The sequence below is a fragment of the Microbacterium hydrocarbonoxydans genome, assembly GCF_000956475.1.
Classification (GTDB): Bacteria; Actinomycetota; Actinomycetes; order Actinomycetales; family Microbacteriaceae; genus Microbacterium; species Microbacterium hydrocarbonoxydans_A.
In genome coordinates this window covers 955,118-981,632 of sequence record NZ_JYJB01000010.1, presented here as the reverse complement: position 1 = coordinate 981,632, position 26,515 = coordinate 955,118, and the positions used below count along the sequence as shown (strand labels likewise).

The window sequence follows — 26,515 nt, the reverse complement described above, 5'->3', positions numbered from 1 at the left end:
CACCGAATCACCTCATGGCGGTGGAGGGCTTTCCTCCACCGCACAGTCGCCGTTTCGAAGAGGTCAACCGACGCTCAGGCTTCGCCGCGCAGCGTCGGCATGGTCCCGGTCTGCGCTGCATCGATGTTCTCGCGCCACGACCGTGACTGCCCGGCCCGCAGGGCGCACAGGACGAGCAGGAACCAGCCCGCGCCCACGATCGTGAAGCTCTCGAACATCGACTCGACGGCGAGGGTGACGAGCATGAGCGGCGTCCACGCGTAGACGACCGATCGCCGCACGCTCGCGACGAGCCACGAACGCACCGTGGCGATGCCGCCCAGCAGCAGGAAGAGCACGAGACCCGCCGACCCGAGCTGCAGCAGTACGTCGAAGTACGAGTTCAGGGCGCTCTGGTGGTGGTCGTCGAGCGTGAAGTTGATGTAGTTGAACGGATACTCGCCCGCCGGCCAGCCGCCGACCCAACCCCACCCCTGGATCGGCTTGACGGCGACGAAATCGAGGATCGTGTTCCACAGGGTCGCCCGGATCGAGAAGTCGGATCCTGCATCCATCAGGGCGATGATCGGATGCCGCAGCGCGAATGCCGCGGTCAGCGCCATCGCGACGAGCGCCCCGAGAACCCACTGCACGGCGTTGCGGCGCTCGGCGGGAGCATGCCGGACGATCGTGAGCGCGACGGTCACGACGGCGACAGCGAATGCGAGCACGAGGACCGTGGGGGACGCCGACAGCACGGCGAGCATGGCCGCCAGCGCGATGGAGGGGACGGCGATCCTCGCGTCGAGCGACTGCGACCGCCATTCGATCGCGAAGGTGATGAGGGCGATCACCGCCACGAAGCCGAGCATGTTGCGGCTGCCGAAGATCCCCTGGATCGGGCCGCCGAGCGCGAGATTCCCCTGCACCCCGAGGAACGTGAAAGGCACATCGAAGAGGACCCCGGAGAGGATCTCGACTCCGAGCGACACCAGCAGCAGCAGGCGAAGGCTGTCGCCGAGCGCGCGCACGGTCTGCAGGGTGTCGCGGATGTGCCCGACCGTGATCGCGAGGAAGCCGTAGCCGAACAGCGCCATCCACGCGAACAGCGTGTCGGACTTGTCCGTGGTCCACACCAGGCTCACCAGCGCCCAGGCGAGGAACACCAGCAGCGACGTCGGCGCGACGCGCAGCACCGAGAGCTCCTCGCGCCGCACCCAGAGGATCGCGGCACCGAGCAGGCACAGCAGCGAGATCACCGTCGCGAGCGTGACGGGCGACGACATCCGCTCGATGGACAGCGCTGCGAACACGGCTGTCAGGACGGCGATCGTGAAGGCTCTCGCCATCTCCGCCGAGCCGAGCAGGCCGCTGATCCGACGACCAGCCGTCACGGCACCCGCCGGCGTCGCCCGCCGCGTTCGATCACGCGTTCGCGCTCGCCGACGCCGAGCAGCGGCGTGGTCTTGAGCTTGAACGACAGCAGGATGAGCAGCATCCAGCCCCACAGCATGATCGGCGTGGACTCGGTGAGCCCCTGCACCAGGAGGACGACGGTGAACAGGCTGGGCAGCAGCGTGAGCGGCGAGTATTCGCGGTGGGCGACGAGATCCCACCGTGGGCGGTCGACCGCGAAGAACCACGATCGCCAGAGCAGGCTGAGGAAGGCGATCGCGATCAGGATCGTCCCGAGCACGCCGAGCTGCATGAGGACGTCGAGCCACATGTTGTGCGCGTGGAACACGGTGATGCCGTGGTCCTCGATCCAGTTCGCGAACGCGGGATCGGAGGGCAGCCACGGGCTCGAGAACCCGTTGCCGAAGAGCGGATGCTGCTGCCAGCGATCGATCACGGAGGCCCAGATCTTGTTCGACCGCCCGGTGAGGTCGGAGCTGCGTCCGATGACGCCGAGGAGCGGCTCGCGAAGCAACCACGCGGCGGCACCGAGCACGAGCGAGCCGCCGATCGCGACGGCGTAGATGCGCGTCCGGCTCCGCGGGGTGCGGGCGCGGCGCATGAGGAGCGCGACGACGAGCACGACCACGGCGGCCGCCGCGCACACGTACGCGGTCGCCGACGCGGCGCGGAAGAGGAAGTATGCGGCGAGCAGCGTCCACAGGGCGAGCGTGGTGCGCCAGCGCACGCGGGCGGCGTACAGCACGCCGAAGGTGATGATCGCGAACAGACTGATGATTCCGAGAAGGTTCGCGTTGCCGACGATGCCCTGCAGACGACCTCCGTCGAACAGGTTGTCGCGGACCCAGTACCACTGGGGGTCGATCTTCCCCGCAGGCAGATCGACGAAGTTGGGCAGCAGCGCGTGCTGGAGCACGAGCGACACCCACAGCTCGAGCGCCAGCGACAGTCCGAGGATCCACTTGAACGCCGACGCCAGCGCCCTCACGATCTCGCGCCAGGTGAGCGCGTGCGCGATGAACAGGGCGTTCACCGTGATCGCCGCCAGCAGGAGCCAGGTGACGACTGTGGCCTCGCGCCACTGCGACCACGCGACCGACACGAGCGCGAGCACCGTATAGCCCACGGCCGACCAGGGCAGACGTCGCCAGGCGAAGGGCTGCGGATGCTGTCTCGCGAGCATCGGGATGCCGATGCCGAGAGTGGCCAGGAGGAACGCTCCCAGCACGACTCCTGCGCCGAGCTGTCCGACCAGGTTGTAGACGGCGGCGTGCGCGAAGGTGACGATCAGCACGAGGATGATGTACCCGCGCAGCAGCAGATGCCCCGTCGACTCGCGCTCTGGCGCGGTGGGCGGGGCTGCGACCGGATGCTTCGTGTACTGCGCCATCGCGTTCAGGCTACCGCGCCGTGCTGTGCTCACGCCGCGCCTCGGCTGAGGTTCTCGTGCTGCGAAGAGGACGGGGAGCGCGGGCGTTCAGGCGTTGGCGGTGCGTTCGGCTTCTTTGGCGGCGACGATCTTGCGCAGGCCGGAGCTGGAGAAGCGGTGGTCGCGGCTGTTGAAGTACAGCTCGATACCCGCCTCTTCGCAGTAGGTGCGGCCGGTGAAGTCGCGGTCCTCGTACTCGTCGCCGACGATGCGCACGTCGAGCTTGAACGAGCGCAGGATGTCTTCGAGGTCCTGCTCCGTCGAGTACGGCACGATCTCGTCGACGTACTCGCAGCCGCGCAGCTGGATGTACCGCTCGACCACGGTCTGGGTGGGGGCGTTCTTCTCCGGACGGTCGAGCGTGGGGTCCATCTGCAGACCGCAGATGAGGTAATCGCACTGCCGCTTCGCCTCGGCGAGCATCATGATGTGCCCCGCGTGCAGCAGATCGAAGGTCGAGAACGTGATCCCCACCCGCGGACCCGGGTTGTAATCCTGGTGCTCCTTGGATGGCATCGTGCTCCTCTGGACCTCGTGACGGACGGACATCTTGAGAACTCTAACCGAAGTCGTCCCGGCGTCCCCTCTCCCGTCGGGGTGCCCGGCTGCGCTCACGCCGGAGCTCTACTCTGGGGGCATGCTGCTGAACCTGTCGAATGTGCCCCGTGACTATGCGTGGGGGTCGCGCACGCTGCTTGCCGAGCTCGAAGGGCGCGCTCCGTCATCGGCACCGGAGGCCGAGGTCTGGTTCGGCGATCACCCTGGTGACCCGGCCGATGTCGACGGCGACCGCACTCTCGACTCGATCACCGGCGGAAGCCTTCCCTACCTGCTGAAGCTGCTCGCCGCAGGATCCCCGCTGTCGATCCAGGTGCACCCCACCCTCCCTCAGGCACGCGAGGGCTGGGAGCGTGAAGCCGGCCTCGCGATGGACGACCCGGCCCGCAACTATCGAGATGCCAATCACAAGCCCGAGCTCATCGTCGCGCTCAGCGACCGCTTCGAATCGCTGAGCGGACTGCGGCCGGTCGCCGACACGCTGCGGCTGCTCGAACTCATCGGCACCCCGGCCGATCCCCTCCGGACACGCCTCGCGGGAGACGGCGACGTGCTGCGCGACACGATCGAATGGCTGCTGTCGGGTGATGCGCAGCACGACGTGGACGCGATCATCGCCGCCGTCCGCGATGCCGCCGAGTCGGAATCGGGGGAGTGGGCGGACGCTCTGCGCGCGGCGGCGGGCATCGCGGGCGTGTACCCGGGCGACCCCGGCGTGGTCGTCGCGCTGCTCATGAACCATCTGGTGCTGTCGCGCGGCGAGGGCGTCTTTCTGCGGGCGGGACTCTTGCACGCGTACATCTCGGGGCTCGGCGTGGAGATCATGGCGGCCAGCGACAACGTGCTGCGCGGCGGCCTCACCCCCAAGCGCATCGACGTGCCCGAGCTGCTGTCGATCCTCGACACGACCCCGGGAGCGGTGCCGGTGCTGCGACCGTCGACGCGCGGCGCGGTCACCGAGTACCCGGTTGATGTCCCCGATTTCGCGCTGCGGCGGATCGCGCTCTCAGGCGATCCGATAGAGGTCGCCGTCGCCGGGCCTGCCATGGTGCTTGCGACCGCGGGCGAAGTGGCCGTGAGCGGAGCGGATGCCGTGTCACGAGCGGTTCCGATCGGCCGCGGGGTCTTCGCGACCGAGGACGAGACGTCGCTCACGCTCTCAGGCGCGGGCGAAGCGTTCGTCGCCACGCCGGGGCGCTGACCGCGGACGGTGGCCCCACTGGGTCGTTGAGCGGGGAGCACAGCGCCTGAGACCAAACGCGTCTCTCGCCCTGGCCGAGGGATCGCGACACGCCGACAGGGTGTCATGAACCTTCAAGACAATATTGAGGGTTTATAGTCCGCGACTTGACCGATGCGAATCACACGGGTGTAATTAGTTGTGCACGGCCCGCCGGGGGGCGGATTTACAAGGGTTGGAGGATCCAGATGACGGGTTACCGTTCGGACGTACCGGAGAACTGGTTCGTCGATCCGATCAATCTCGGCGTTCCCGGGGTCCGCAAGGTCGAAGCCGACGACGACAACGCTCTCGCCTGGCAGAGCGACGCACTGTGCTCGCAGACCGACCCCGAGGCCTTCTTCCCCGAGAAGGGCGGCTCCACGCGTGACGCCAAGCGCATCTGCACCTCGTGCGATGTCCGCAGCGAATGCCTCGAGTATGCGCTGCAGAACGATGAGCGCTTCGGCATCTGGGGCGGGCTCTCCGAGCGTGAGCGTCGCAAGCTCAAGCGCCGCGCCAGCTGAGACGACGAACTCTCACAGCTTCGCGGGCGCGCCGCGCCCGCTGCGTTCCCGGCCGGGACAGCGCGCTTAGGCTGACCACGTCATGCCAGCCCGAGTTCACGCCATCATCGTCGCGCGCCCCGGATCGTCGGCCCGTGCTCAACTGCTCCGCACCCTGGACGCGCTGCGCGCGCAGACGACCCCGCCGAGCGCGATCACGCTCGTGATGTGCGGCGATGCCGCCGGCGTTCGCGAGAGCGAGACCGTCGCGGGGCTGGTGGAGGGCATCATCGAAGCGCGCCACGGCACCTCGTTCGCCGACGCGGTGGAACTCGCCCGACCGCGAGTCGCCGAGGATGCATCCCTCTGGCTGCTCGCGCACGACACCGCACCGCACCCGCGCGCGCTCGAGCGGCTCGTGGGCAGTCTCGAGCGCTCACCATCCGCAGCGATCATCGCGCCGAAGCTCGTGCAGGTCGACGACGATCGCGAGATCGTGTCGCTCGGCGTCAGCATGACGGCGCTCGGCCGCTCGGTCGAGCTCGCGGCAGGCGAACTCGACCAGGGGCAGCACGACGGTCGTGACGAAGCGCTCGGCGCCGACATCCGGGGTCTCCTGATCCGCAGTGAAGTCCGCGACGATCTGCGCCCGGACCGCGCGCTCGCCGGCGCCGATGAGGGGCTCGACCTCGGCGTCCGTGCGCGGCTCGGCGGCGGACGGGTCGTGCTCACGCCATCCGCGCGCATCTCCGTCTCGCCCGACGGGCCTGCAGCCCTCCCCTCCGGCCGATCGCGCAGCGCCTTCGTCACGCGCCTGGCGCAGCTTCATCGGCGGCTCTCCTACGCTCCGACGCCCGCGCTGCCGCTGCATTGGCTCGCACTTCTTCCGCTCGCGCTCTGGCGCTCGATCACGCACCTGGTGGGCAAGCGGCCCGAGGCGGTGCTCCCCGAGTGGGGTGCCGCGCTCACCGCGATGTTCCGATTCGGTGCGATCGCGCGCTCGCGGCGCAGCATCCGCTCCTTCCGCACATCGAGCTGGGCGAGCATCACTCCGCTGCGCGTCAGCCGCGGCGAACTGCATCGCCGTCTCGACGACGGTCACGGCAGCGAGGGCGGCGCTCTCAGCGAGCTGCACTTCTTCTCCGGCGGCGGCGCCTGGGCGGTGCTCGCCGCCCTCGTGGTCAGCGTCGCCGCGTTCACGGAGATGCTGGCCTGGCCTGTGCTCGGGGGCGGCGCTCTGCTCCCGCTGCGCCGGACGGTCGAAGCGCTGTGGAACGACGCGGCGTGGGGGCTGCGCGGAGTCGGCGTCGATCTCGTCGGTCCGGCCGATCCGTTCGCATCGGTCATCGCGGTCCTCGGATCGCTGTGGCCGGCCGGGCCCTCGTTCGCGCTCGTTCTGCTGTGGATCCTGGCGCTGCCGCTCGCGGTGCTCGGCGGATGGTTCGCCGCCACCCGTGTCACCGACCGCGCGGGCCTGCGCATCTTCGCGGGGGTCGTCTGGGCGTGTGCCCCCACCTTCCTGACGGCGCTCGTCGACGGACGCCCGACGGGCGTGCTGGTGCATCTGCTGCTGCCCTGGCTGTTCCACACTGCGGTCGTCGCGCATCGGTCCTGGGGCGCGGCGGGTGCGGCATCCATCGTCTTCGCCGCTGTCGCCGCCTGCTCGCCCTCTCTCGTGCCCGCCCTTCTGGTGCTCTGGGTGATCGCCCTGGCCATCACACTCGGCGGCGCGCGCTTCCGGGGAGCGGTGCGGCTGCTCTGGCTGCCGTTCCCCGCCGCGGCCCTGTTCGCTCCGCTCGCCCTCTGGCAGCAGTCGCACGGCAGCCTGATCGCCGTGCTGGCCGACCCGGGCATGATCTGGGCTGGGCCGCAGGCGAGCGCGGATGCCGCGGGTCGGCTCGCCCTGGCGATGGGCTTCCCGACGGTCGATCTCGGCGGCTGGCTGAGCGTTCTTCCCGCGCCGTTCGGGTTCTGGGCAGGCATCCTCCTCGCACCGCTCGCGGTGCTGGCTCTCATGTCGGCGATCGCACCGCGCTGGCGGGCGGGCATCACGCTGCTCGTGGTCGCCCTGCTCGGCTTCGCGACGGCGTTCCTCGCCGTCGGCATCGCGGTCTCCTTCGCGCAGGGCACACCGGTGGCGGTCTGGCCGGGCGCAGGGCTCAGCCTCGCCTGGATCGGTGTCACGGGCGCTGCGCTCGTGACTCTCGACACCATGCTCACGATGCCGCGCATCAGGCTGCTCGGCGCGACCGTGGCCGCAGTCGCCGTCGTGGTCAGCGCGGCGCCAGCGCTGCTGTCGTTCCACCTCGCGGGCGATGAGCGCGTGCTGACCAACGGTCCCGATTCCACCCTGCCCGCGTACGTCGCCGCGCAGGCCGCAGGAGAGCAGCCGATCGGCACGCTCGTGCTCACCCCGCAGAACGACGGCGGTCTGGCCGCAGAGGTCGTGTGGGGCGCCAGCGAGACCCTCGGAGCCCAGACGACGATGATGTCGACAGCGACGAACATCCATGGCAGCGACATCACCGATCTCTCGGTCGACCTGCTCTCCGCACGCGACTTCGACGCCGCAGGCGAACTCGGCGCGGAGGGGATCAGCTACGTGCTTCTCGCGACGACGCCTCGCGCGGATGACCGCGCAGTGGCGCTGAACTCGGCGGCCGTCGCGGCGCTCAACCAGCGCGACGGGTTCGTGCACGCAGGCACAACCGACCGGGGCGAGCTGTGGAGCCTCCAGGAGGACGCGTCGGACCGCGGCTCGCTGACTGCGGGGCAGCATGCCACCGCGCGCACCGTGACCACCGTGCAGCTCGTTCTGTTGATCGCCGCGCTGCTGCTGTCGATCCCGACTCGCGCCTCGCGCCGGGCCGCGCGGGCGCAGTCGCGCATCGTCGGAAGGGCCCCCGACGAACCGCTGGTCCTGCCACGCCATCCTGACGATGCGGAGATGGATGCTGTCGCGGAGTCTCGAGAGCTGCACGCGAGCGACTCGGCGTCCGCTGCCGGGTCGGCCGACGGCCCCGCGCCGGAGCCGACGAACGAGGCCACGGACGAATCCGAGCAGGAGGAGAAGCGATGACGGGCAACCGGGCGATTCGCGTCGCAGCGACCAGCGCACGCCTGCTCACGGGCGCCGTCGTCGCCGCGGCCTGCGCAGTCGGGATGGTCGTCGCAGTCGCCGCCCCCTGGCCCACGATCGCGCACGATCCCGCGCAGGCGCAGGTCACGCCGCAGCCCGGCGACACGGTCGTGGTGTGCAACGGCGACTTCAGGGCCCTCGGGCGCGACTCCTCGAACCCGCTGCAGATGGTGCCCGCGGCATCCGCACGGTTCATCTCCGATGCCTCCTCTGGCTCTCCCGAGGTCTCACCCCTCACGCCTGCCGATCTGCAGGGCGGCGGCGAAGTGCGGCGACTTTCGGCCGCTGTGGAGGATGGCACGGCGCCCCTGATCGGCGCCTCCGAATCCGTGACCGTCAGCGCCGACGATCTCGCAGGATTCGCGGCTGCGCCCTGCCGGCCGGCTGCCAGCGAATCGTGGCTGCTGGGCGGCACCGTCGCGATCGGCTCGCAGGACCTGGTGGTCCTCACCAACCCGGGAGCCGTTCCGTCCACCGTGACCCTCACGGTCTACGGCACGGTCCGCGGTACGAGCACGTCGATCGTTCCGGCCGGAGGCCAGCTCGCGATCCCGCTCTCGTCGATCGCGAGCGGCTCGGAAGCCCCCGTCGTCAAGATCTCGGCCGAAGGCGCGCCCGTGCGGGCGGTGCTCCAGTCGTCGCTCACGCAGACCCTCGACCCGATCGGCATCGACCTGCAGGATTCCCTCACCGCCCCGCAGCAGCATCCGGTGATTCCCGGCGTACAGCTCTTCCCCGATGAAAGCGACGACTCCGCGGCAGCGATCCTGCGACTGCTCTCGCCGGGAGCCGACACGACCGCGCATGTGACGGTTCGCGAGCTCGGCCAGTCGCGCGTCGCCAGCTCGTTCGACGTCGACCTGACGGCGGATGCGCCCACGCAGGTCGGTCTGTCGAACCTCGACCCCGGGCTGTACACCGTCTACGTCGATGCGGGGTCGAGTGTGCTGGCCGGTGTGCGCGTGCAGGACGGCGTCGCACCAGGCAGTGACTTCTCCTGGGTTCTCCCCGCGCCCGAGATCGCCGACGAGGTACTCGTCGCCGTGCCAGCGGGTCCCTCTGCGACGCTCTATCTCGCCAACGACGGAGAGTCCGACGTGACGGTCGCGCTCGCCCCGACCTCAGGTGGCGAGGCGCAGAACATCACTGTTCCGGCCGGATCGTCGGCGTCCGCCGAGGTGGACGTGCGGGCGGTCTACTCGCTCGACCCCGCAGGTCCCGTCCACGCAGAGGTCGCGATGACGGCGAAGGGCGCTCTGGCGGCATGGCCGGTGTGGCCGGGAGCCGCCGCACAGCAGAGCATCGTCGTCTACCCCTGAGGCGGGACGGCTCTGCGTCCCGCGGGCCGGATGCTGTCAGTGATCGTGGCCCAGATCCCAGGGCTCGCGACCCACGTACTCGGCGGCTGCGCGGAACACGGCGCCCTCGATGGCCATGCGCCGATGTGCAGCGTCATCGTGTCCAGGGGGCAGCAGACGCTCGATCGGCAGGCGGAACAGCACGATGCGCCCGTTCTCACGGTCCAGGTGCCAGCGCGGAACCTCGTCTCCCGCCTCATGCATCGGCATCGCGCCGATCTCGAAGCGCACGTCCTGCAGTTCGGTCCAGCTGCCGCGGAGGAACTCGACGGCCGTGCCGACGATGAGGTCGAACCGATCGATGCGCCCATCGAGAGGCGCAAGCGGCGGGCGCACGACCTCGCTGCGGCCGAGCCGGCCGTGGCGACCGTGGCGGTCCCCGCGACGCGGGGCTGCGGCGGCACGATCGGCACGACGACGAGGCATGTCCAGAAGTCTACGGCGTGGTGCGGCGCGGCATCCGCTGTTCGCGCCTCCCGCGGACGTAGCCTGACGGAGATGGACGGAAGACTGTGCTCGAAGGTCGGCTGCGCGCGAGAAGCGGTGGCGACGCTCACCTATGACTACGGCGATCAGATGGCGGCGCTGGGTCCGCTCGGGCTCAGCACGCATCCGAACGCGCATGATCTGTGCTCGCCGCATGCGGATCGGCTCTCCGTACCGGCCGGGTGGCTCGTGGTGCGCCACGAGGCGCTGCGCGCCTGAGGAATCTCCATACCCGAAAATCATTTTCTGGATATGCTGACTCCGGATGCACCACGGTGGCGCGTCCGGAAAGGCTGCCGTGATCGTCTGGCGTCGCTGGATCTTCCCTCTGCTTCTCGTGATCGTCCTGGCCGCGGGGGCTGCGGCCCTGGTGAAGATCGCGTTCTTCCCCGATCGCACCGTCGCGCAGACCGCACCCGAGGCGTCCGTCACCGATCCGGTGGTCGCGGTCGAACGAGGCTCGGTCGTCAATGAGCTGTCGCTCAGCGGCAACGTGGCACGCGATGAGGACTACACCGTCCGCAGCGAGGTCACCGGCACGGTGACCGCCGTGCACGTCTCCGAAGGGGCGACCGTCGCCGCAGGGCAGAAGCTGTTCACGGTCAAGCAGGACGACCCGAAGAAGGACGTCGACGTTCTCGCCCCCGAGGCGGGGGAGGTCTCCGACATCGCCCTCGTGAAGGGGCAGGCGGCGAGCGTCGGCCTCGAGACGTACACGCTCACACCGGCGCGCTACCACGTGCTCGCCACGGTCGAGCCCGTGCAGCTGTACCGGCTCGTGAACGCACCGACCGATGCATCCGTCACCATCACCGGGGGACCCGCGCCCTTCACATGCACAGGCGTGCGAGTCGAGGTGGGCACGGAGGGGACCGCGAGCGTGCGCTGTGCGGTGCCCGCCGATCAGGTGGTCTTCGCCGGGCTCCCGGCCGCCCTCGATCTCGCCCTCGGCCAGGTCGACGATGCGCTCGTGGTCCCTGTGACCGCGGTGCAGGGCGGAGCAGGCACGGGGAACGTCTGGGTGGATGCCGGCGATGGCGCCGCCCCGGAAGAGCGGGCGATCACTCTGGGCGTCAACGACGGCACGATCGTCGAGGTCCTCTCGGGTCTCGAGGAGGGCGAGTCGATCAGGCAGTTCGTGCCCGGATTCGTCGCTCCTGTGCAGGAGAACTGCTACGAGGTCGCACCCGGCGTCGAGCAGTGCGACACCGGGACGAGCTGGTGAGCCTCGTCCGCCTCGACGACGTCACCAAGAGCGTGACGCTCGCCGACGACTCCACCCTCGAGATCCTGCGCGGAGTCAGCCTGGAGGTGGGAGCAGGGGACCACGTCTCGATCGTCGGACGCTCGGGTTCGGGTAAATCCACGCTCCTGAACATCCTGGGGATGCTCGACGCCCCGACCACAGGAACGGTCGCGTTCGAGGGCGCGGAGGTCCGGCGCATGCGATCAGGGCGGCTCGACCGGCTGCGCGGGAACAATGTCGGCTTCGTGTTCCAGCAGTTCAACCTGCTGCCCGGGAGGACGGCGCTCGACAACGTGATGATGCCGCTCGGGCACGCGCGAGGGCGGATGTTCTGGAATCGGCGTCAGATCGCCGCCGACATGCTCGAGCGGGTCGGTCTCGGCCATCGCATCGACCAACTCGCCGATCGGCTGTCTGGAGGTGAGCAGCAGCGCGTGGCGATCGCGAGGGCGCTCGTGCGCAGACCGGTGCTGATCCTCGCCGATGAGCCCACAGGGGCTCTCGATATCGACACCGGCGCATCTGTCATGAGCCTCCTCGACGAGGTGGCGACCGAGACGGAGGCCGCGCTCGTGACGATCACGCACGATCTGCATGTCGCGGCCAGGGCCCGCAGGCACTACCGGCTCGACGCGGGACTTCTCGCACCCGCCGACCTCACGCGAGCGTTCGAGGCGTCGACGCTCGCCGAGCCCGTTCCCGCCGGACCGGTCACCGTCGGGATGTCGCCGGAGCCCGCGGAGGAGGTGGCTGGATGAGCGGCTTCTTCGGCGCGCTCGCCGACGCCTGGGCGGAGATCCGGGTGCACAAGCTGCGCGTGCTGCTGAGTCTCATCGGCATCGCGGTCTCGGTCGCCGCTCTCACGGCCGTCATCGCCTTCTCGGAGTATCAGAAGCAGTATCAGACCGAGCAGTCCGACCGGTGGGGCGGGCGCGCCGCGACGATCGCGGTCGCGCCGTACAGCGACAGCGGCGCATCCATCGATGTCGACGACTTCTCCGAGCGTTTCGAACGCGTGAGCGAGCGCTTCGGGTTCAGCCACGTCTCGCGCACGGTTCAGGGCCTCACACTGCCCGTGCAGCTGAGCGAGGGAGTGATGGACCTGCCCACCCGGGCGTTCGATCCGGCCTTCGCCGCCATCCATCGTGAGAAGCTCCTCGAGGGCCGCTGGCTCCGGGCCGACGACGCGCTCGCGCTCGCCCCTGCCATCGTGATCAGCGAACCGCTGTGGGATCGGATCGGACGGGTGCCGCTCACGCAGCATCCGGTTCTCACCGTGCTCGGCGACGCGGGAGGGAGCTACCAGGTCGTCGGAGTCACGCCGAGGCAGGGCCCGTGGGACGAGGAGCCGCGGATCGACGTTCTCTACGACGCCTACACGGCCAGGATCGACGGCTTCCCTGAGGGGATCGTGCCGGTCTACGAGGTCTGGGTCGACAAGCAGGCCGCGACCGAGATCGGGCCTGTGCTCGCGATGGACCTGCGAGCGGGACTCCCAGACGGGGTCGACGTGTCGGTGAACCGGACGGACTGGGCGGCCCAGCCGGGTGCGGAGGACTCGATGGCGACCTTCGAACTCGTCACGGGAGGGATCGCCGGCGTGATCCTCGCCCTCGGCGCCCTCAGCCTGATCAACATCCAGCTCGTCGCGATGCGCCAGCGGGTCCGCGAGATCGGTGTGCGCCGCGCCTTCGGCGCCTCCTCCGGTCGGGTCTTCTTCTCGGTGCTGCTGGAGAGCCTGGTGGCGACCACGATCGCCGGCGTGATCGGCATCGCGATCGTCGTGGCGGTGCTGCGCAGCGATCTCGTGGTTCCCACGATGTTCTCCGGCATTCAGGACGTGCCGCCGTTCCCCATGCGCGCGGCGGTGATCGGCCTGATCGCCTCGGTCGCGGTCGGCGCGATCGCCGGATTCATACCCGCGCTCGTCGCGCTGCGGGTCAAGGTCATCGATGCGATCCGGTTCTGAGGTGATGCGAGAATAGGGGGATGCCTGAGCTCGAGTACCGCGTCGCAGATCTGTCCCTCGCCGAAGCCGGCCGTCATCAGCTGCGGCTCGCAGAGAACGAGATGCCGGGCCTGATGGCGCTGCGCGAGGAGTTCGGCGCCGCGCAGCCGCTCAAGGGCGCGCGCATCGCGGGCTCGCTGCACATGACCGTGCAGACGGCCGTGCTCATCGAGACCCTGACGGCGCTGGGCGCCGAGGTGCGCTGGGCGAGCTGCAACATCTTCTCCACTCAGGACGAGGCTGCCGCGGCGGTCGTGGTCGGCCCCGCGGGAACCGTCGACGCACCCGCGGGCGTTCCCGTCTTCGCGTGGAAGGGCGAGAGCCTCGAGGAGTACTGGGCCTGCACCGAGCGCATCTTCGACTGGTCATCCGCCGGCGTCGACGGACCGAACCTCATCCTCGACGACGGGGGAGACGCCACGCTGCTCGTGCACAAGGGCGTCGAGTTCGAGAAGGCGGGCGCCGTGCCCGAGACGACGGATGCCGACTCTCACGAGTACTCGATCATCCTCGACCTGCTGCGCCGCTCGCTCGCATCGTCCGCAGACCGGTGGACCAAGGTCGCCGCTGGTCTCATCGGCGTCACGGAGGAGACCACGACCGGCGTTCACCGGCTCTACGAGCTCGCGGCATCCGGCGAGCTGCTGTTCCCCGCGATCAACGTCAACGACTCGGTCACCAAGAGCAAGTTCGACAACAAGTACGGCATCCGCCATTCCCTGCCCGACGGGCTGAACCGGGCGACCGACGTGCTGATGGGGGGCAAGGTCGCCTTCGTGTGCGGTTACGGCGACGTCGGCAAGGGCGCCGCAGAGGCGCTGCGCGGACAGGGAGCCCGCGTCATCGTCAGCGAGGTCGACCCGATCTGCGCGCTGCAGGCCGCCATGGACGGCTTCCAGGTCGCCCGACTGATCGACGTGGCGGGCGAGGTCGACATCGTGGTCACCGGCACGGGCAACCGCGACGTCGTCACCACCGAGCACCTGCTCGCACTCAAGCACCTGGCGATCGTCGCGAACGTCGGCCACTTCGACAACGAGATCGACATGGCGGGCCTCGAAGCGCTCGAGGGCGCCGAGAAGATCGAGATCAAGCCGCAGGTGCACGAGTGGCGTCTGCCGACGGGTCGCAGCGTGCTCGTGCTCAGCGAGGGCCGACTGATGAACCTCGGAAACGCGACCGGCCACCCGTCGTTCGTGATGAGCGCCTCGTTCACGAACCAGGTGCTCGCTCAGCTCGAGCTGTTCACGAACATCGAGGCGTATCCGACCGGCGTCTACGTCCTGCCGAAGGCGCTGGACGAGAAGGTGGCACGCCTGCATCTCGACGCGGTGGGCGTGCAGCTCACAGAGCTGACCCCGGAGCAGGCCTCGTACATCGGCGTGCCGGTCGAGGGTCCCTACAAGCTCGAGCACTACCGGTACTGAGTCCGGTCGGCCGCCGCGTGATCAGAGCGTGACGCGGCGACCGGTGAGCTTCTCGGTGCGGGCGTTCGCGAACTCGAGCGCGCGGCGCTCGCGCTCGCGGCGCAGCACCGTGACGCCCACGAGCACCATCTCCGGAGGAGCGGCCGGGATCGGCGAGACGAACGGCGCGGCCTCTGCCAGCAGGTTCTGCGCCACGCGAGAGCGGGCGGCGGGGACCATGTTCGGTGCCGTCTGCAGGAACTGCGAGATGCGGCGGGCGAGCCGGTCGGGCATGCGCGCGACATCGGCGATCTGCGCCCAGCCGTGGAGGGCCGGAGGGAGGACCGGCTCCGAGATCATCAGACGCGGAGTGCGCACGCGCTGACTGTACGTGCCTGCGACCAGGTCTCCCAGTCGCTGCGAGCGCGCGTTGAACGCGCCGACGAGGATCGCGAGCCCGCCGAATGTCATGTAGACCTCAAGGACACCGAGCAGTCCGCGGATGAACGCGTGGCGGAAGCCGATGGCTCCGCCGTCGATCCGGACGATGCGTCCTCCCACAGCGAGCTTGCCGAGGCTGCGGCCCTTCGTGATGATCTCGACCGTCACCGGGAGCACGAGGAAGCAGAAGACGATCGACACGACGTTGGCGATCCGATCGACGGCGTCGCCGATGATCCCGAGATTCAGCATCCACTGCCGGAGGAACATCCACAGCACCAGCACGAGGTAGCCGACGAGCATGTCGATCGCGGCGCCGGCTGCGCGGAGCAGGAAGCCGATCGGCTGCACATCGAGCACGACTGCTTCGCCCGACAGGACCTCGTCTGCGGTATCGATCGGCACGGACATGAGTACAGTAAATCAGGTGGATGCCGATGCGCTGACAGATGCACGCCGCGCCGAGTGGAAGCGGCTCGATGAGCTCAGCCGCGCGTCCCTGGACGGGTCCGGTGTCGACGAACTGATCGTTCGCTATCGCGCAGCATCCGCCGATCTCGCGGAATTGAAGACCTCGGTGGGTGATTCTCCGCAGGGCGCGTACCTGTCGACCGTGCTCGCGCGCGCAAGGCTCCGGCTCACCGGCACCTCCGACAGCATCCTCACCATGGCGGGGCGATTCTTCGCTCTCCAGCTGCCGGCCGCCCTGTACCGGCTCCGCTGGACGACGCTCGTGATCGCGGCCGTCTTCCTGGCGATCGCGTTCGGCACCGCCTTCTGGATATCCGGCGACCCGGCGCTGATCGCCGCCCTCGGTCCGGCGGATCTTCTCGACGCCTACGCGGAAGAGGAGTTCACGCAGTATTACACCGAGAATCCGGCGGCGGTCTTCATGGGTGTGGTGTGGACGAACAACGCCTGGCTCGCCGCCCAGTGCGTGCTGTTCGGCGTGACCGGGTTCTGGCCGGTGTGGACCATGATGAACAACGCCATCTCCGTCGGGGTGTCGGGGGCGGTCATGATCGCGCACGATCGCGGAGACATCATGCTGCTGTACATCCTGCCCCACGGAATGCTCGAGCTGACGTGTCTGTTCGTCGCCGCCGCCGGAGGACTCCACCTGTTCTGGGCGTGGGTCGCCCCGGGGCGTCGCACGCGCGGAGAGGCACTGGCGGCCGAGGGGCGATCGCTTGCGACAGTGGCGATCGGACTCGTGTTCGGCCTGTTCCTGGCCGGACTCGTCGAGGGCTTCGTCACGGGCTGGTCGCTGCCGTGGCCCGTGAAGATCGGAATCGGGGCGGCCGCGCTCGCCGTGTTCCTGATCTACATGCTCGTGATCGGCGGGCGCGCCCACCGCCAGGGTCAGACCGGAGACCTCGTCGAGTACGAGGCGGGAACCCCGCGGCTGGTCGCCGGCTGAGGTCGGACGCGAGGCTCGTGCCCTCGGTGGTGCGAAAAGTCGGAGAACCGGTCGACGCGCCGGGCGAAACGGATGCTCGTGCGGCGTGTCGTCGCGAAAGTCCGACTATTCGCACGCCTGCCGCGGAGGCTCAGAGCCGACCGGCCGCCTTCAGCTCGAGATAACGATCGGCGATGCGGGGCGGGAGCGCCTCGGGGTCGGCGGCAAGCGCCTCGCCTCCCGCGCGGCGGATCGCGTCCGCGACGTTCTCCGCATCGCGCATTGTCCGCTCGGCGGCTGCGGCGAGGTAGATGTCCTCTCTCGACCCACGCTGCTCAGCGAGCGCGGCGACGCCGTCATCCGTCACCGAGCCGACGAGGATCGATGTGGCGCGCGAGGCGTCGGGGAATGCGCCGAGGAAACCGCGTGCAGACTCCGCGGCGTCCTGAGCGGTGAGGACGACGATCAGCGAGGGGCGTGTCGTGAGGGTGCGGACGGCGGCGAACGCGCCCGTCCAGTCGGTGTCGACGAGCCGCGCATGCACGGGTGCCATGGCGTCGGTCAGTGCGGGGAGCAGTGCCGCACCCTCGACCCCGGTGACTCGGGCCCGGACGACGCGGTCGTACATGAGAAGGTGCACATGGTCGCCGGCTCGCGACGCGAGCGCCGCGAGCAGCAGCGTGGCCTCGAGCGCGGCGTCGACCCTTGTGCCGTCGCCGACGCGCGCCGCAGCCGTGCGGCCGGTGTCGATGATGATCACCACGTGACGGTCGCGCTCAGGGCGCCAGGTGCGCAGCATGGTGGTGCCGGCGCGCGCAGTGGCGCGCCAGTCGATCGATCGCACGTCGTCGCCCCGCACGTACTCGCGCAGGGAGTCGAATTCGGTGCCCTGGCCGCGCACCTGGATGCTGGTGTTGCCGTCGAGCTCGCGCAGCCGTGCGAGCCGCGAGGGAAGGTGCTTGCGCGAGGAGAACGCGGGCAGCACTCGGATGGCGCCGCGGACCCGATGCCTGGCCTGCCGCCCCGCGATCCCCAGGTGACCGCGGGAGCGCACCATGACGAACTCGCTCACGAGCTCGCCGCGGCGGCGGGGAATCAGCGGGATGTCGACACGCCGCCGCTCTCCGGCGGGGATGCTGAGTCGCTGGCGTGCGGCGGGGGCGCCCGCCGTGGGCTGCCAGGCGTCGCGGATGACCGCGTCGAGCGTCCGCGAGCCGATGTTGTGCAGCGCGACGCTGACCGGCACCGGCTCGCCGAGGCGACTGCGCGCAGGGACGCGGCGCGTCACGACGACCCTGGCAGGGCTAGCGGCGAGAAGAACGTCGATCAGGACCAGGGCGGCGCACAGCAGCACCCAGATCCCCAGCGCGGCATAGCCGGAGAAGCCGGAGAGTCCCGCGAGGACCAGCGGAACGACGCCGATGCCGACAGCGATCGGGAGACGGCCGGTGACGAACACCTTAGATCGGCACCCTGGTCTGCTGTACGACGGAGGTCAGCACGGCATCTGCCGACACGCCCTCCATCTGGGCGTCGGGGCGCAGCTGCAGACGGTGACGCCACACCGGCACCAGCATGGTCTGGATGTGGTCGGGGGTCACCGCGGTCGAGGCGTTCAGCCATGCCCAGGCCTTGGCCGCCGCGAGCAGCCCCGTCGACGCGCGGGGGCTCGCCCCGAGCTCGACCGACGGGGACTGGCGGGTGGCCCTGGCGAGGTCCACGACGTAGCCGAGGACGTCGTCGGTGACCTCGACGCGGGAGGCGGCATCCTGCGCCGCGCGGATCTCGTCGGCTGAGACCGCCGCCTCGACACCTGTGAGCTCTCGCGGGGAGAAGCCCGAGGCGTGCTTGCGCAGCACCGCGACTTCCGAGTCGCGCTCCGGCATCCCCACGACGAGCTTCATCAGGAAGCGGTCGAGCTGCGCCTCCGGCAGTGAGTAGGTTCCCTCGTGCTCGATCGGGTTCTGCGTGGCGGCGACGAGGAACGGGTCGGGAAGGGCGCGGCTCACGCCGTCCGCCGACACCTGGCGCTCCTCCATCGCCTCGAGGAGCGCGGCCTGAGTCTTGGGCGGGGTGCGGTTGATCTCGTCGGCGAGCAGGATGTTGGTGAAGACCGGGCCCGCCCGGAAGTCGAATTCTCCGGTGCGGGCGTCGTAGACGAGAGAGCCGGTCACATCACCCGGCATCAGGTCGGGCGTGAACTGCACGCGCTTGGTGTCGAGACCCAGGGCACGGGCGAACGAGCGCACGACGAGCGTCTTCGCCACCCCGGGGACGCCCTCGAGCAGCACGTGGCCGCGGGCGAGGAGTGAGACCAGGAGCCCGGTGACGGTGCCGGCCTGGCCGACGACGGCCTTGTCGACCTCGGCTCGCACACGATGCATCGCCTGCCGCAGCTCGGCGTCGTTGAAGTTCTCAGCGGTCACGAATGTCCTCCGGGTGTGTCTGGCAGAGCGCGCGAGTTGTCGACCGAGGCCTCCAGCTCTGCGAGCTGTCGTGCGTAAAGGATGAGTGAGGTGTCGTCGCGGGGGAGATCCCCCGCCAGCAGATTCTGCAGAGAGCCCCGGGGGATCCGCAGGCGGTCGGCGGCCGCGTCGGCGATCTCATCGGCCGTCGCGGTCACGGCCAGGCCCAGCCGCTTCGCGAGCCGGCGTCTGCTGCCGTCGCGCAGGGCCTCGGCCGCGTGCGCCGCATCGCCGGCTCGGGCCGTGAGGCGGGCCCGGCCGTGCATGGTCTCGGAGGCGCGCACCGTCACCGGCAGCGACTCCGCGACGAGCGGACCGAAGCGGCGCCCGCGCCACAGGCCCGCGGCGAGCCCCGTCAGGAGCAGGAGCAGGATCGCGGGGGTCAGCCAGTCGGGCGTCAGCGTGCCGAGGGTCTCCGGCGATTCGGCTTCGATGTCGGTGTCCTCGTAGGACGGCACGTACCAGACGACTTTCGACGTCTGGCCCAGCAGGGCGAGGCCCAGAGCGGCGTTGCCGTCCTCGGCCAGCCGCGCGTTGCTGAACAGCCGTGCCCCGTCGACGACTGTACGGCGGACCCCGTCCGAGTCGTCGATCAGCACCGTGGCGCCGTCGCCCTCGGAATCGCGGAAGCATCCCTGCACGCCGTCCGCCGGCGCGAACATGCGATCCGGACGGATCGTCCCCACCTGGGCGAACTCGGGGACATCGCATCGCGCAGAGACGGCGCTGCCGGCCCCGGCGGCGCTGTCGCCCATGTCCAGGAGGGACAGCAGGTGCGTGCCGGCGGAGAGGAAGACGACGCGCTCGGCGGAGGAGATGAGCTCCTCGACGCCGTCATCGGTGAGCGTCACAGGATTCGCCATCACGAGAGTGGTGTCATCGTCCACCGCGGCGGCGGCGTCGATGCGCGAGCGGTGCACCTCGACCTCGACGCCCTGCCGGCGGAGGATCTCCGCCAGAGCCATCGACCCCGTGTCGCCGACCCCTTCCGGATCGAGCGCGTCGTGCCAGCTCGGCGCCGTCGTGGCGACGCGGATCGCGAGGAACGCGCCGCCGACCACGAGGGCGACGACGACGGCCCAGCCGACAAGGGAGCGGATGCGCGTCTTCCTGTCGGGCGCCTCGACGGTCGACGCGACGTAATCGGGAACGAGGGTCGTCACGCGGGCACCGCCCCCAGGCGCAGTGCCGAGAGCCGATCGTCGGTCGCCGCAAGCTGGGCGTACGTGTCCGCGGTCGCAGGGTGGCGAAGGTAGCGGACGTCGTCGAAGGACACCGCCGCCGCGCGGACGGGCGCGGCTTCGGCGGGGAACACGGCGCCGACCTCGCGGGCGATCGCCTGAGCCGTCGCGCCGGGCGCGGGATCGATCAGGTCCCTTTCCAGGAGTCCGCGAGCCAGGGCGCGGAACCGGAGCACGGTGGCCTCATCCCAGTCGCCCGCCGCGGCCAGACGTCCGGCGTCGGCGCGCAGCTGGGCGGCCGTGCGGTCGTCCTCGGCTCCGAGAAGTGCGGTGCGCGCAGCGCGCACGGCCTGGGAGCGACGCGGCCTGCCCCAGATGATCAGTACGGTCACGAGCGCTGCGACGATCAGGACGCTCACGATGATGAGGGCGCTGGGGCCGACGTTCGCGGTGCGCTCGGGATTGAACAGGCCTGCGATGAAGTCCCAGACGCTCTGGGCGAGCCGGTCGAACCAGGTGGGCTTCGCCTCGGCGTACTTCTGCTGCGCGAGCTCCTCTTCGGCCCACCGGCGCGCCTCATCGCCGTCGGGCACGTACACGTCGCCGAAGCGGACGCCCATGCCGATCGCGCTCACGAGTGGGAGGGCGGCGGGGCCCAGGGGTCGGCCGGCGGTTCGGCCGGCGGCTGCGAAGACACGGATGCGGGAGCGGGAGCATAAGGAGGCGGAGCCGCCGCGTAGCCGGGAGCCGGGTGTCCCTGCGCCGCGGGGGAGGACTGCGGCGCCGCGTATCCCTGCGCAGGGTATTCCTGGGCCGGGTATCCCTGCTGCACTGGATACCCCTGCTGCACCGCATACCCCTGCTGCACTGGATACCCCTGCTGCACCGCATACCCCTGCTGCACCGGATACCCCTGCTGGGCCGCGTAGGCGGCCTGCGCGATCGCCCAGTCCGGCATCTGCGCAGGAGGCGGAGCGCTCGAGACCGCCCGTGCGGGATCGACCGCGAACGGGTCGCCGAGCTGATCGTCCGGCCAGCCCAGCTCGCGGCGCTCCGCGTGCGCGATGAGCGCCTGGTCGAGACCCTCATATCGCATGCGCGAGTCGAGGTAGACGAGGGTCCCCGCGGTGCTCTGCACGACCAGCGAGATCGCCTGGATGATCATGACGAGGATCTCCCCGAGCAGGAGAACGACGAGGACTCCGACGATCGCGCCGACCTCGGGGTCTCCGGTGGGTGTGATGATCCCCTGGATGATGACGCTGAGGAACGACAGCGGAAAGCTCACGACGTTCACGGCGACGCCCATGATCATGCCGATGATGAAGACGACCCCGAAGGCGACCCAGAATCGGCCGCGGGTCAGCCGCCACGAGCGCACCAGCGCATCCTTGAAGCGCGCCCGCTCCAGCACGAGGACGGAGGGGACGAGCAGCAGCTTGGTGCTCAGCCACACGGTGAGCGGGATGCTGCCGATCGCGAGCACCAGGATGATGATCGCCATCGTGACACCCGTCGCAGTGGGATCGGCGCCGCTCGCCGCAACGCCCATGCCGATGCCGAAGACGATGAGGAACACGGCAACGAAAGCCGCCACAGCCAGCAGCGAGAACCCCGCGAGTCGCCAGAAAGCGGGCGCCATCCGGCGCCACAGCACGCCGAGCCGGGGCTTCTCGCCGAGCACCGCCGAGGCGACATCGGCGGCGACGAGGCCCTGCACGATCGACGTGAACGCCACCGAGAGCAGGCCGAAGACGAACACAGCGAGGCCGATGCCCGCGAGCGTGCCAGCGAGGATCGGAGCGAAATCGGGGGAGGACGGGGTCACGGTCTGCAACCGCGAGAACATCGCGAAGAACACGAACCCCAGCACGACCGCGCCCACCAGCAGGACCGCGAGCTGCACCAGCACGGCGAAGCCGAACAGCACCTTCGGGTTGTGGCGCAGGGCGGCGAACGACTTGCCCAGCAGCATCCCGAAGGTCATCGGATGCAGCGGGACGATGCCCCTCTTCGGCGCCGGGGTCCAGGTCTGACCGCTCACAGCACTCCCTCCCTCGTGCGCTCCCATCGTGTCATAACACGGTCAAGATGCGCAGACACCCGACGCCTGGGACTCGGTGCCATAAGGTAACTCTTATGACCTCACGCATTCTTGTGGTCGACGACGACACCGCGCTCGCTGAGATGATCGGCATCGTGCTGCGCACCGAGGGCTTCGAGCCGGTGTTCTGCGCCGACGGTGCGCGTGCCGTCGAGGAATGGCGCACGCAGCGCCCCGACCTCGTGCTGCTCGACCTCATGCTGCCCGGCATGGACGGAATCGAGATCTGCACGCGCATCAGGGCGGAGTCCGGCGTGCCGGTGATCATGCTGACGGCACGCAGCGACACGGCCGACATCGTCCGGGGCCTCGAGGTCGGCGCCGACGACTACATCGTCAAGCCGTTCAACCCGAAAGAGCTCGTCGCCCGCATCCGCACTCGCCTGCGTCCCGCGCCGCAGACGGCGAGCGAACAGCTGCGGGTCGGTGATCTCACGGTCGACGTCGACGCGCACGAGGTCCGCCGAGGCAGCACTCCGATCGCTCTGACGCCGCTGGAGTTCCAGCTCCTGGTCGCGCTCGCGTCCAAGCCTCAGCAGGTGTTCTCGCGCGAGATGCTGCTCGAGCAGGTCTGGGGCTATCACTACAAGGCAGACACGCGCCTCGTCAACGTGCACGTGCAGCGGCTGCGCGCCAAGGTGGAGCTCGACCCCGACAACCCGAAGATCGTGATGACGGTGCGTGGCGTGGGCTACCGTGCCGGGAGCGTCGGCTAGGCGCACGATGGTCGCGACGACGCCGGCGACCACCGCGGCGGTCGCTGCCCTGAGCGACTGGCGTGGCTGGCCCGGCGCGCTCGCACAGCTGTGGCGCCGATCGCTGCGGTTCCGCACCCTGAGCGTCACGCTGCTGCTCACCGCGCTCGCGATCTTCGTGACCTGCGTCACGATGGCGCTGGTGATCCAGAACGACCTCTTCGAGTCGCGCAAGAATCAGGCACTCGAAGACGCCCTGCGCGCGGTGGACTCGGCCCAGGCGATCCTCGACTCGGCGGAGATCGGCGACGATCCTGCGGCGCTGTCCGAGCTGTGGGACAGCATCCAGAAGGATCTTGCACGCAATTCGACCGCGGAGGGGATCACCGGCAGCCGCATCGAGACCGAATCCGGGGCCGACGTCGCGACGGTCCGCCTCAACGGCTTCACCGCCGGGCTGAGCATGAACCTCGTCTCGCAGGCTCTGCGCAACAGAGTCGTCGAGCTCGACGATCGCCAGTTCTATCAGTCGGTCTCGCTCGACGTCTCAGGCAAGAGCGTTCCCGGCATCATCGTCGGTCAGCAGCTGAACGTGCCCCAGGCCGGCCCCTTCGAGGTGTACTTCTCCTACGATCTCGAGGACGCCGACCAGACGCTGTCGTTCGTGCAGCGCACGCTGTGGATCGCGGGCATCGGGCTGGTCGCGATCGTCGCGGCGATCTCGTACGTGGTGCTGAGAACGGTCTCGACCCCGATCATCGAGGTGGCTGAGACCAGCGCCCGGCTCGCGTCTGGAGATCTCGGGGTGCGCATCGAGGTGCACGGTGAGGATGAGCTGGCGACGCTCGGCCGCTCGTTCAACGCCATGGCCGACAGCATCCAGTCGCAGATCAAGGAACTGGGCGAGCTGTCGCTCGTGCAGCAGCGCTTCGTCTCCGATGTCTCGCACGAGCTGCGCACGCCGCTCACGACCATCCGCCTGGCCGCCGACATGCTCAACGATCAGCGCGAGGACTTCGACCCTGTGATGGCGCGGACCGCGGAACTGCTTCACACCCAGGTGCAGCGCTTCGAGACCCTGCTGTCGGATCTGCTCGAGATCAGCCGATACGACGCGGGCTCGGTGCAGCTCGAGCTCGAGGCCACGAGCCTCGCACACCTCGCGGAGGACATGATCGACCAGATGCGACCGCTCGCCGAGGGTCACGGCACCGAGCTGCGACTCGTGGCGCCGGGCGGATACTCTCCGGTCGACATGGACCCCCGCAGGGTCAGGCGCGTGCTGCGCAATCTGATCGGCAACGCGATCGAGCACGGCGAGGGCCGCCCGGTCGTGGTGACGGTCGACAGCAATCAGAACGCCGTGGCCGTGGGCGTGCGCGACTCGGGACTCGGCATGGAACCGGCCGACGCCGAGCGCGTGTTCGACCGGTTCTGGCGGGCTGACCCGTCGCGCCAGCGCACCATCGGCGGCACCGGGCTCGGGCTCTCGATCGCCCTCGGCGATGCGAGCCTGCACGGCGGAACCCTCGCCGTGTGGTCGGAGCTCGGCGTGGGGACGAACTTCGTGCTCACCCTCCCGCGTCACGACGGCCGTCTGGACGGGCCGTCGCCTGTTCCGCTCGAGCCGCAGGACCGCGGACTCGACGACGCCACCCAGCCGATCGAGCTCGCCGACATCCCCTCGCACCTGTTCGATGAGGGGAGCCTCTGATGCGATCACGTGTCTCTCGCATCGTCGGCGCACTCACCGCGATCACGGCGCTGTTCGCGCTCGCCGCGTGCAGCGGACTGCCCACCAGCGGCGACGTGAAGTCGGGACTCGCTCTCGGCGCGTCGCTCGATGAGCCCGACATCCTCTTCCTCGCCTCCGGCCCGCGCGACGGCGCTGGCCCGCAGGACATCGTCGAGGGCTTCATCGAAGCCGGGATCACGCCGGCGGACAACTGGCTCGTGGCGCAGAGCTTCCTCACCCCGGAATTCCGCACGGAGTGGACCGCGAGCGCCGGCGTGCTGATCGACGCGAGTGCGGATACCCGGGCCTTCACCTCGGACGCTCCCGAGGAGGACGACAGCGAGAACGGCGACACCGCCCACATCCAGGTCAGGATCGATCAGCTGGCGATCGTCGATCAGACCGGCGCCTATTCCGAGACGACGGGCATGACGACACTCGAGTTCGTGGTCGTGAAGACGGCGGGCGAGTGGCGCATCTCGAAGGCGCCGGACGGAGTCGTGATCGATCGCTCGCGATTCCAGCGCGTGTACGACGACTACCCGCTGCAGTACTTCGACCAGTCCTGGAGCAGGCTCGTGCCGGACGTGCGCTGGCTGCCGCGCCGCGCGACGATCGCCACGACGATCACGCAGTCGCTGATCGAAGGGGCGCCGAGCCCGTGGCTGCTGCCTGCCGTGCAGAGCGCCTTCCCCGCGGATGTGACGCTCGCGCGTGACGCCGTGCCGATCGACCCCGATCAGATCGCAGACGTCGCGCTGAGCCGCTCGGCGCAGAGCCTCGATCCGACGACTCTCGCGCGCATGCGCACGCAGCTGCAGGCCACGCTCGAAGCCGCTGGCGTGCACGTGAGCCAGGTGCGTTTCACCGTCGACGGGCGCAGTCTCGACGCCGGAGTCGTCAAGCTCGTGGAAGAGCCGGTGGATGCCGGAACCGTCGTGCTCCGCGACGGGGCCTTCGGCGCGGTCGTCGGCACCGAGATCACGCCGATCGACGGCATCAGCGATGAGATCCTCGGCATCTCGCAGCCGATCGCCGCCGTCGACATCGCGGCCGACGAGACACGTGCAGCCGTGCAGCTCGGCGACGGTCGCGTGTTCCTGGCCGCGGACGGCCAGGTCGACCCGCTCGATGGACGGGCCGGACTCGTGAAACCGTCTATCGACCCCTACGGCTACATCTGGAGCGTGCCGTCGAGCGCGCCGTCCGAGGTGATCGCCGCACGCGGCGGCGATCAGTCGAACACGATCGCGGACGCCTGGCCGACGGCGGCGGCCGTATCCGGTATCCGCGTCTCGGCCGATGGGGCACGCATCGCGGCGATCGAGACCATCGGCGGCGAGCGCTGGATCACAGTGTCCGCCGTGATCAGGGACGACACCGGCGCCCCGACAGCGCTCGGCGAGCCCAAGCCGCTCACCCGGATCTCCGGCAGTGCCGAGAGCCTGGTGTGGCTGGGCCCGGATCGCCTGGGCGTGCTGATGGAGCAGGACGGGCCGAAGATGCTCACACAGATCGTCGGCGGCCCCGGGACGGTCGAGACGGCCCCGGCAGCAGCGGTCTCGCTCGCGGGGGCGCGCAGCGCGGCGTCGGTGCGGGTGCTCGCGGCGACCGGTTCGCTGTTCTCGCGGAGCGGATCGGCGTGGCGCGAATCGATGACGGGCGTGCTCCTGCTCGCCACGAAAGCGGGGCACTGAGCAGTCCTCCTGCACAACTCTCGGCGAGAGGGCAGTTGTGCACGGGCG

The 26,515-nt window shown here is 69.7% G+C and carries 23 protein-coding genes; 13 read left to right on the top strand and 10 right to left on the bottom strand.

Annotated features, from left to right (window positions below):
- Positions 1 to 74: 74 nt before the first annotated feature.
- The 3 genes from RS84_RS17335 to RS84_RS17325 are packed head-to-tail and all read right to left on the bottom strand — an operon-like array spanning position 75 to position 3,373.
- Positions 75 to 1,373, bottom strand: coding sequence for an O-antigen ligase family protein (locus RS84_RS17335; protein WP_052676424.1), 1,299 nt, complete (start codon positions 1,371 to 1,373; stop codon positions 75 to 77).
- A complete protein-coding gene (locus tag RS84_RS17330; protein WP_235281519.1) occupies positions 1,370 to 2,818 on the bottom strand; it encodes an O-antigen ligase family protein in 1,449 nt (482 codons plus the stop codon). Before RS84_RS17330 ends, RS84_RS17335 begins: the two co-directional genes overlap by 4 nt.
- A gap of 54 nt (positions 2,819 to 2,872) precedes the next feature.
- Positions 2,873 to 3,373 (bottom strand): adenylyltransferase/cytidyltransferase family protein, encoded by a 501-nt coding sequence (locus tag RS84_RS17325; RefSeq protein ID WP_200892033.1) that lies wholly within the window; start codon positions 3,371 to 3,373, stop codon positions 2,873 to 2,875.
- Between the two features lie 88 nt (positions 3,374 to 3,461).
- On the opposite strand from RS84_RS17325, the gene manA reads away from it, so the two are divergent.
- From manA to RS84_RS17305, 4 genes are all read left to right on the top strand, one after another.
- Complete coding sequence (gene manA, locus RS84_RS17320) at positions 3,462 to 4,583, top strand: mannose-6-phosphate isomerase, class I (protein WP_045258965.1); 1,122 nt, start codon at positions 3,462 to 3,464, stop codon at positions 4,581 to 4,583.
- A 227-nt stretch (positions 4,584 to 4,810) separates the two neighbouring features.
- Positions 4,811 to 5,128 carry a WhiB family transcriptional regulator gene (locus tag RS84_RS17315; RefSeq protein ID WP_082062246.1) on the top strand — a complete coding sequence of 106 codons (318 nt, stop codon included), beginning with the start codon at positions 4,811 to 4,813 and terminating at the stop codon, positions 5,126 to 5,128.
- Between the two features lie 82 nt (positions 5,129 to 5,210).
- Positions 5,211 to 8,186, top strand: coding sequence for a glycosyltransferase (locus tag RS84_RS17310; RefSeq protein ID WP_082062245.1), 2,976 nt, complete (start codon positions 5,211 to 5,213; stop codon positions 8,184 to 8,186).
- Entirely contained in the window at positions 8,183 to 9,565 is a 1,383-nt protein-coding gene (locus RS84_RS17305) for a DUF5719 family protein (RefSeq protein ID WP_045258964.1), read from the top strand. Before RS84_RS17310 ends, RS84_RS17305 begins: the two co-directional genes overlap by 4 nt.
- 36 nt (positions 9,566 to 9,601) lie before the next feature.
- Here the strand turns inward: RS84_RS17305 and RS84_RS17300 are convergent, their stop codons facing one another.
- Complete coding sequence (locus tag RS84_RS17300) at positions 9,602 to 10,030, bottom strand: metallopeptidase family protein (RefSeq protein WP_235281518.1); 429 nt, start codon at positions 10,028 to 10,030, stop codon at positions 9,602 to 9,604.
- A 72-nt stretch (positions 10,031 to 10,102) separates the two neighbouring features.
- On the opposite strand from RS84_RS17300, the gene RS84_RS17295 reads away from it, so the two are divergent.
- The 5 genes from RS84_RS17295 (at position 10,103) to ahcY (ending at position 14,771) form a co-directional block, all read left to right on the top strand.
- Positions 10,103 to 10,309: a DUF3499 family protein gene (locus RS84_RS17295; protein ID WP_045258963.1), complete on the top strand. Its 207-nt coding sequence runs from the start codon at positions 10,103 to 10,105 to the stop codon at positions 10,307 to 10,309.
- 79 nt (positions 10,310 to 10,388) lie between these two features.
- Positions 10,389 to 11,315 carry an efflux RND transporter periplasmic adaptor subunit gene (locus RS84_RS17290; protein WP_045259298.1) on the top strand — a complete coding sequence of 309 codons (927 nt, stop codon included), beginning with the start codon at positions 10,389 to 10,391 and terminating at the stop codon, positions 11,313 to 11,315.
- Complete coding sequence (locus RS84_RS17285; protein ID WP_045259297.1) at positions 11,312 to 12,094, top strand: ABC transporter ATP-binding protein; 783 nt, start codon at positions 11,312 to 11,314, stop codon at positions 12,092 to 12,094. Before RS84_RS17290 ends, RS84_RS17285 begins: the two co-directional genes overlap by 4 nt.
- Positions 12,091 to 13,305 (top strand): ABC transporter permease, encoded by a 1,215-nt coding sequence (locus tag RS84_RS17280; RefSeq protein WP_045258962.1) that lies wholly within the window; start codon positions 12,091 to 12,093, stop codon positions 13,303 to 13,305. The genes RS84_RS17285 and RS84_RS17280 overlap by 4 nt, the downstream gene beginning before the upstream one ends.
- Positions 13,306 to 13,325: 20 nt before the next feature.
- The gene (gene ahcY / locus RS84_RS17275) at positions 13,326 to 14,771 is read left to right on the top strand and encodes an adenosylhomocysteinase (RefSeq protein WP_045258961.1); all 1,446 of its coding nucleotides are present in this window, start codon (positions 13,326 to 13,328) and stop codon (positions 14,769 to 14,771) included.
- Between the two features lie 21 nt (positions 14,772 to 14,792).
- On the opposite strand, the gene RS84_RS17270 is transcribed toward ahcY, so the two are convergent.
- The gene (locus RS84_RS17270; protein ID WP_045258960.1) at positions 14,793 to 15,602 is read right to left on the bottom strand and encodes an RDD family protein; all 810 of its coding nucleotides are present in this window, start codon (positions 15,600 to 15,602) and stop codon (positions 14,793 to 14,795) included.
- 16 nt (positions 15,603 to 15,618) lie between these two features.
- On the opposite strand from RS84_RS17270, the gene RS84_RS17265 reads away from it, so the two are divergent.
- Positions 15,619 to 16,611: a stage II sporulation protein M gene (locus RS84_RS17265; RefSeq protein ID WP_045258959.1), complete on the top strand. Its 993-nt coding sequence runs from the start codon at positions 15,619 to 15,621 to the stop codon at positions 16,609 to 16,611.
- 130 nt (positions 16,612 to 16,741) lie between these two features.
- Here RS84_RS17265 and RS84_RS17260 read toward each other — a convergent pair whose 3' ends face one another.
- The 5 genes from RS84_RS17260 to RS84_RS17240 are packed head-to-tail and all read right to left on the bottom strand — an operon-like array spanning position 16,742 to position 22,280.
- A complete protein-coding gene (locus RS84_RS17260; protein WP_045258958.1) occupies positions 16,742 to 18,049 on the bottom strand; it encodes a DUF58 domain-containing protein in 1,308 nt (435 codons plus the stop codon).
- Between the two features lies 1 nt (position 18,050).
- Positions 18,051 to 18,974: an AAA family ATPase gene (locus RS84_RS17255; protein ID WP_235281541.1), complete on the bottom strand. Its 924-nt coding sequence runs from the start codon at positions 18,972 to 18,974 to the stop codon at positions 18,051 to 18,053.
- A gap of 38 nt (positions 18,975 to 19,012) precedes the next feature.
- Positions 19,013 to 20,218: a DUF4350 domain-containing protein gene (locus RS84_RS17250; RefSeq protein ID WP_052676423.1), complete on the bottom strand. Its 1,206-nt coding sequence runs from the start codon at positions 20,216 to 20,218 to the stop codon at positions 19,013 to 19,015.
- Positions 20,215 to 20,856 carry a DUF4129 domain-containing protein gene (locus RS84_RS17245; RefSeq protein WP_045258956.1) on the bottom strand — a complete coding sequence of 214 codons (642 nt, stop codon included), beginning with the start codon at positions 20,854 to 20,856 and terminating at the stop codon, positions 20,215 to 20,217. Before RS84_RS17245 ends, RS84_RS17250 begins: the two co-directional genes overlap by 4 nt.
- An 11-nt stretch (positions 20,857 to 20,867) precedes the next feature.
- Positions 20,868 to 22,280: a glycerophosphoryl diester phosphodiesterase membrane domain-containing protein gene (locus RS84_RS17240; protein WP_045258955.1), complete on the bottom strand. Its 1,413-nt coding sequence runs from the start codon at positions 22,278 to 22,280 to the stop codon at positions 20,868 to 20,870.
- 95 nt (positions 22,281 to 22,375) lie between these two features.
- Here RS84_RS17240 and mtrA point away from each other — a divergent pair, with 95 nt between their 5' ends.
- The 3 genes from mtrA to RS84_RS17225 are packed head-to-tail and all read left to right on the top strand — an operon-like array spanning position 22,376 to position 26,467.
- Positions 22,376 to 23,056 (top strand): MtrAB system response regulator MtrA, encoded by a 681-nt coding sequence (mtrA, locus tag RS84_RS17235; protein WP_045258954.1) that lies wholly within the window; start codon positions 22,376 to 22,378, stop codon positions 23,054 to 23,056.
- A 7-nt stretch (positions 23,057 to 23,063) separates the two neighbouring features.
- On the top strand, positions 23,064 to 24,749 hold the full coding sequence (gene mtrB / locus RS84_RS17230) for an MtrAB system histidine kinase MtrB (protein ID WP_045258953.1): 1,686 nt from the start codon (positions 23,064 to 23,066) through the stop codon (positions 24,747 to 24,749).
- The gene (locus RS84_RS17225) at positions 24,749 to 26,467 is read left to right on the top strand and encodes an LpqB family beta-propeller domain-containing protein (RefSeq protein WP_045258952.1); all 1,719 of its coding nucleotides are present in this window, start codon (positions 24,749 to 24,751) and stop codon (positions 26,465 to 26,467) included. The genes mtrB and RS84_RS17225 overlap by 1 nt, the downstream gene beginning before the upstream one ends.
- Positions 26,468 to 26,515 lie beyond the last annotated feature (48 nt).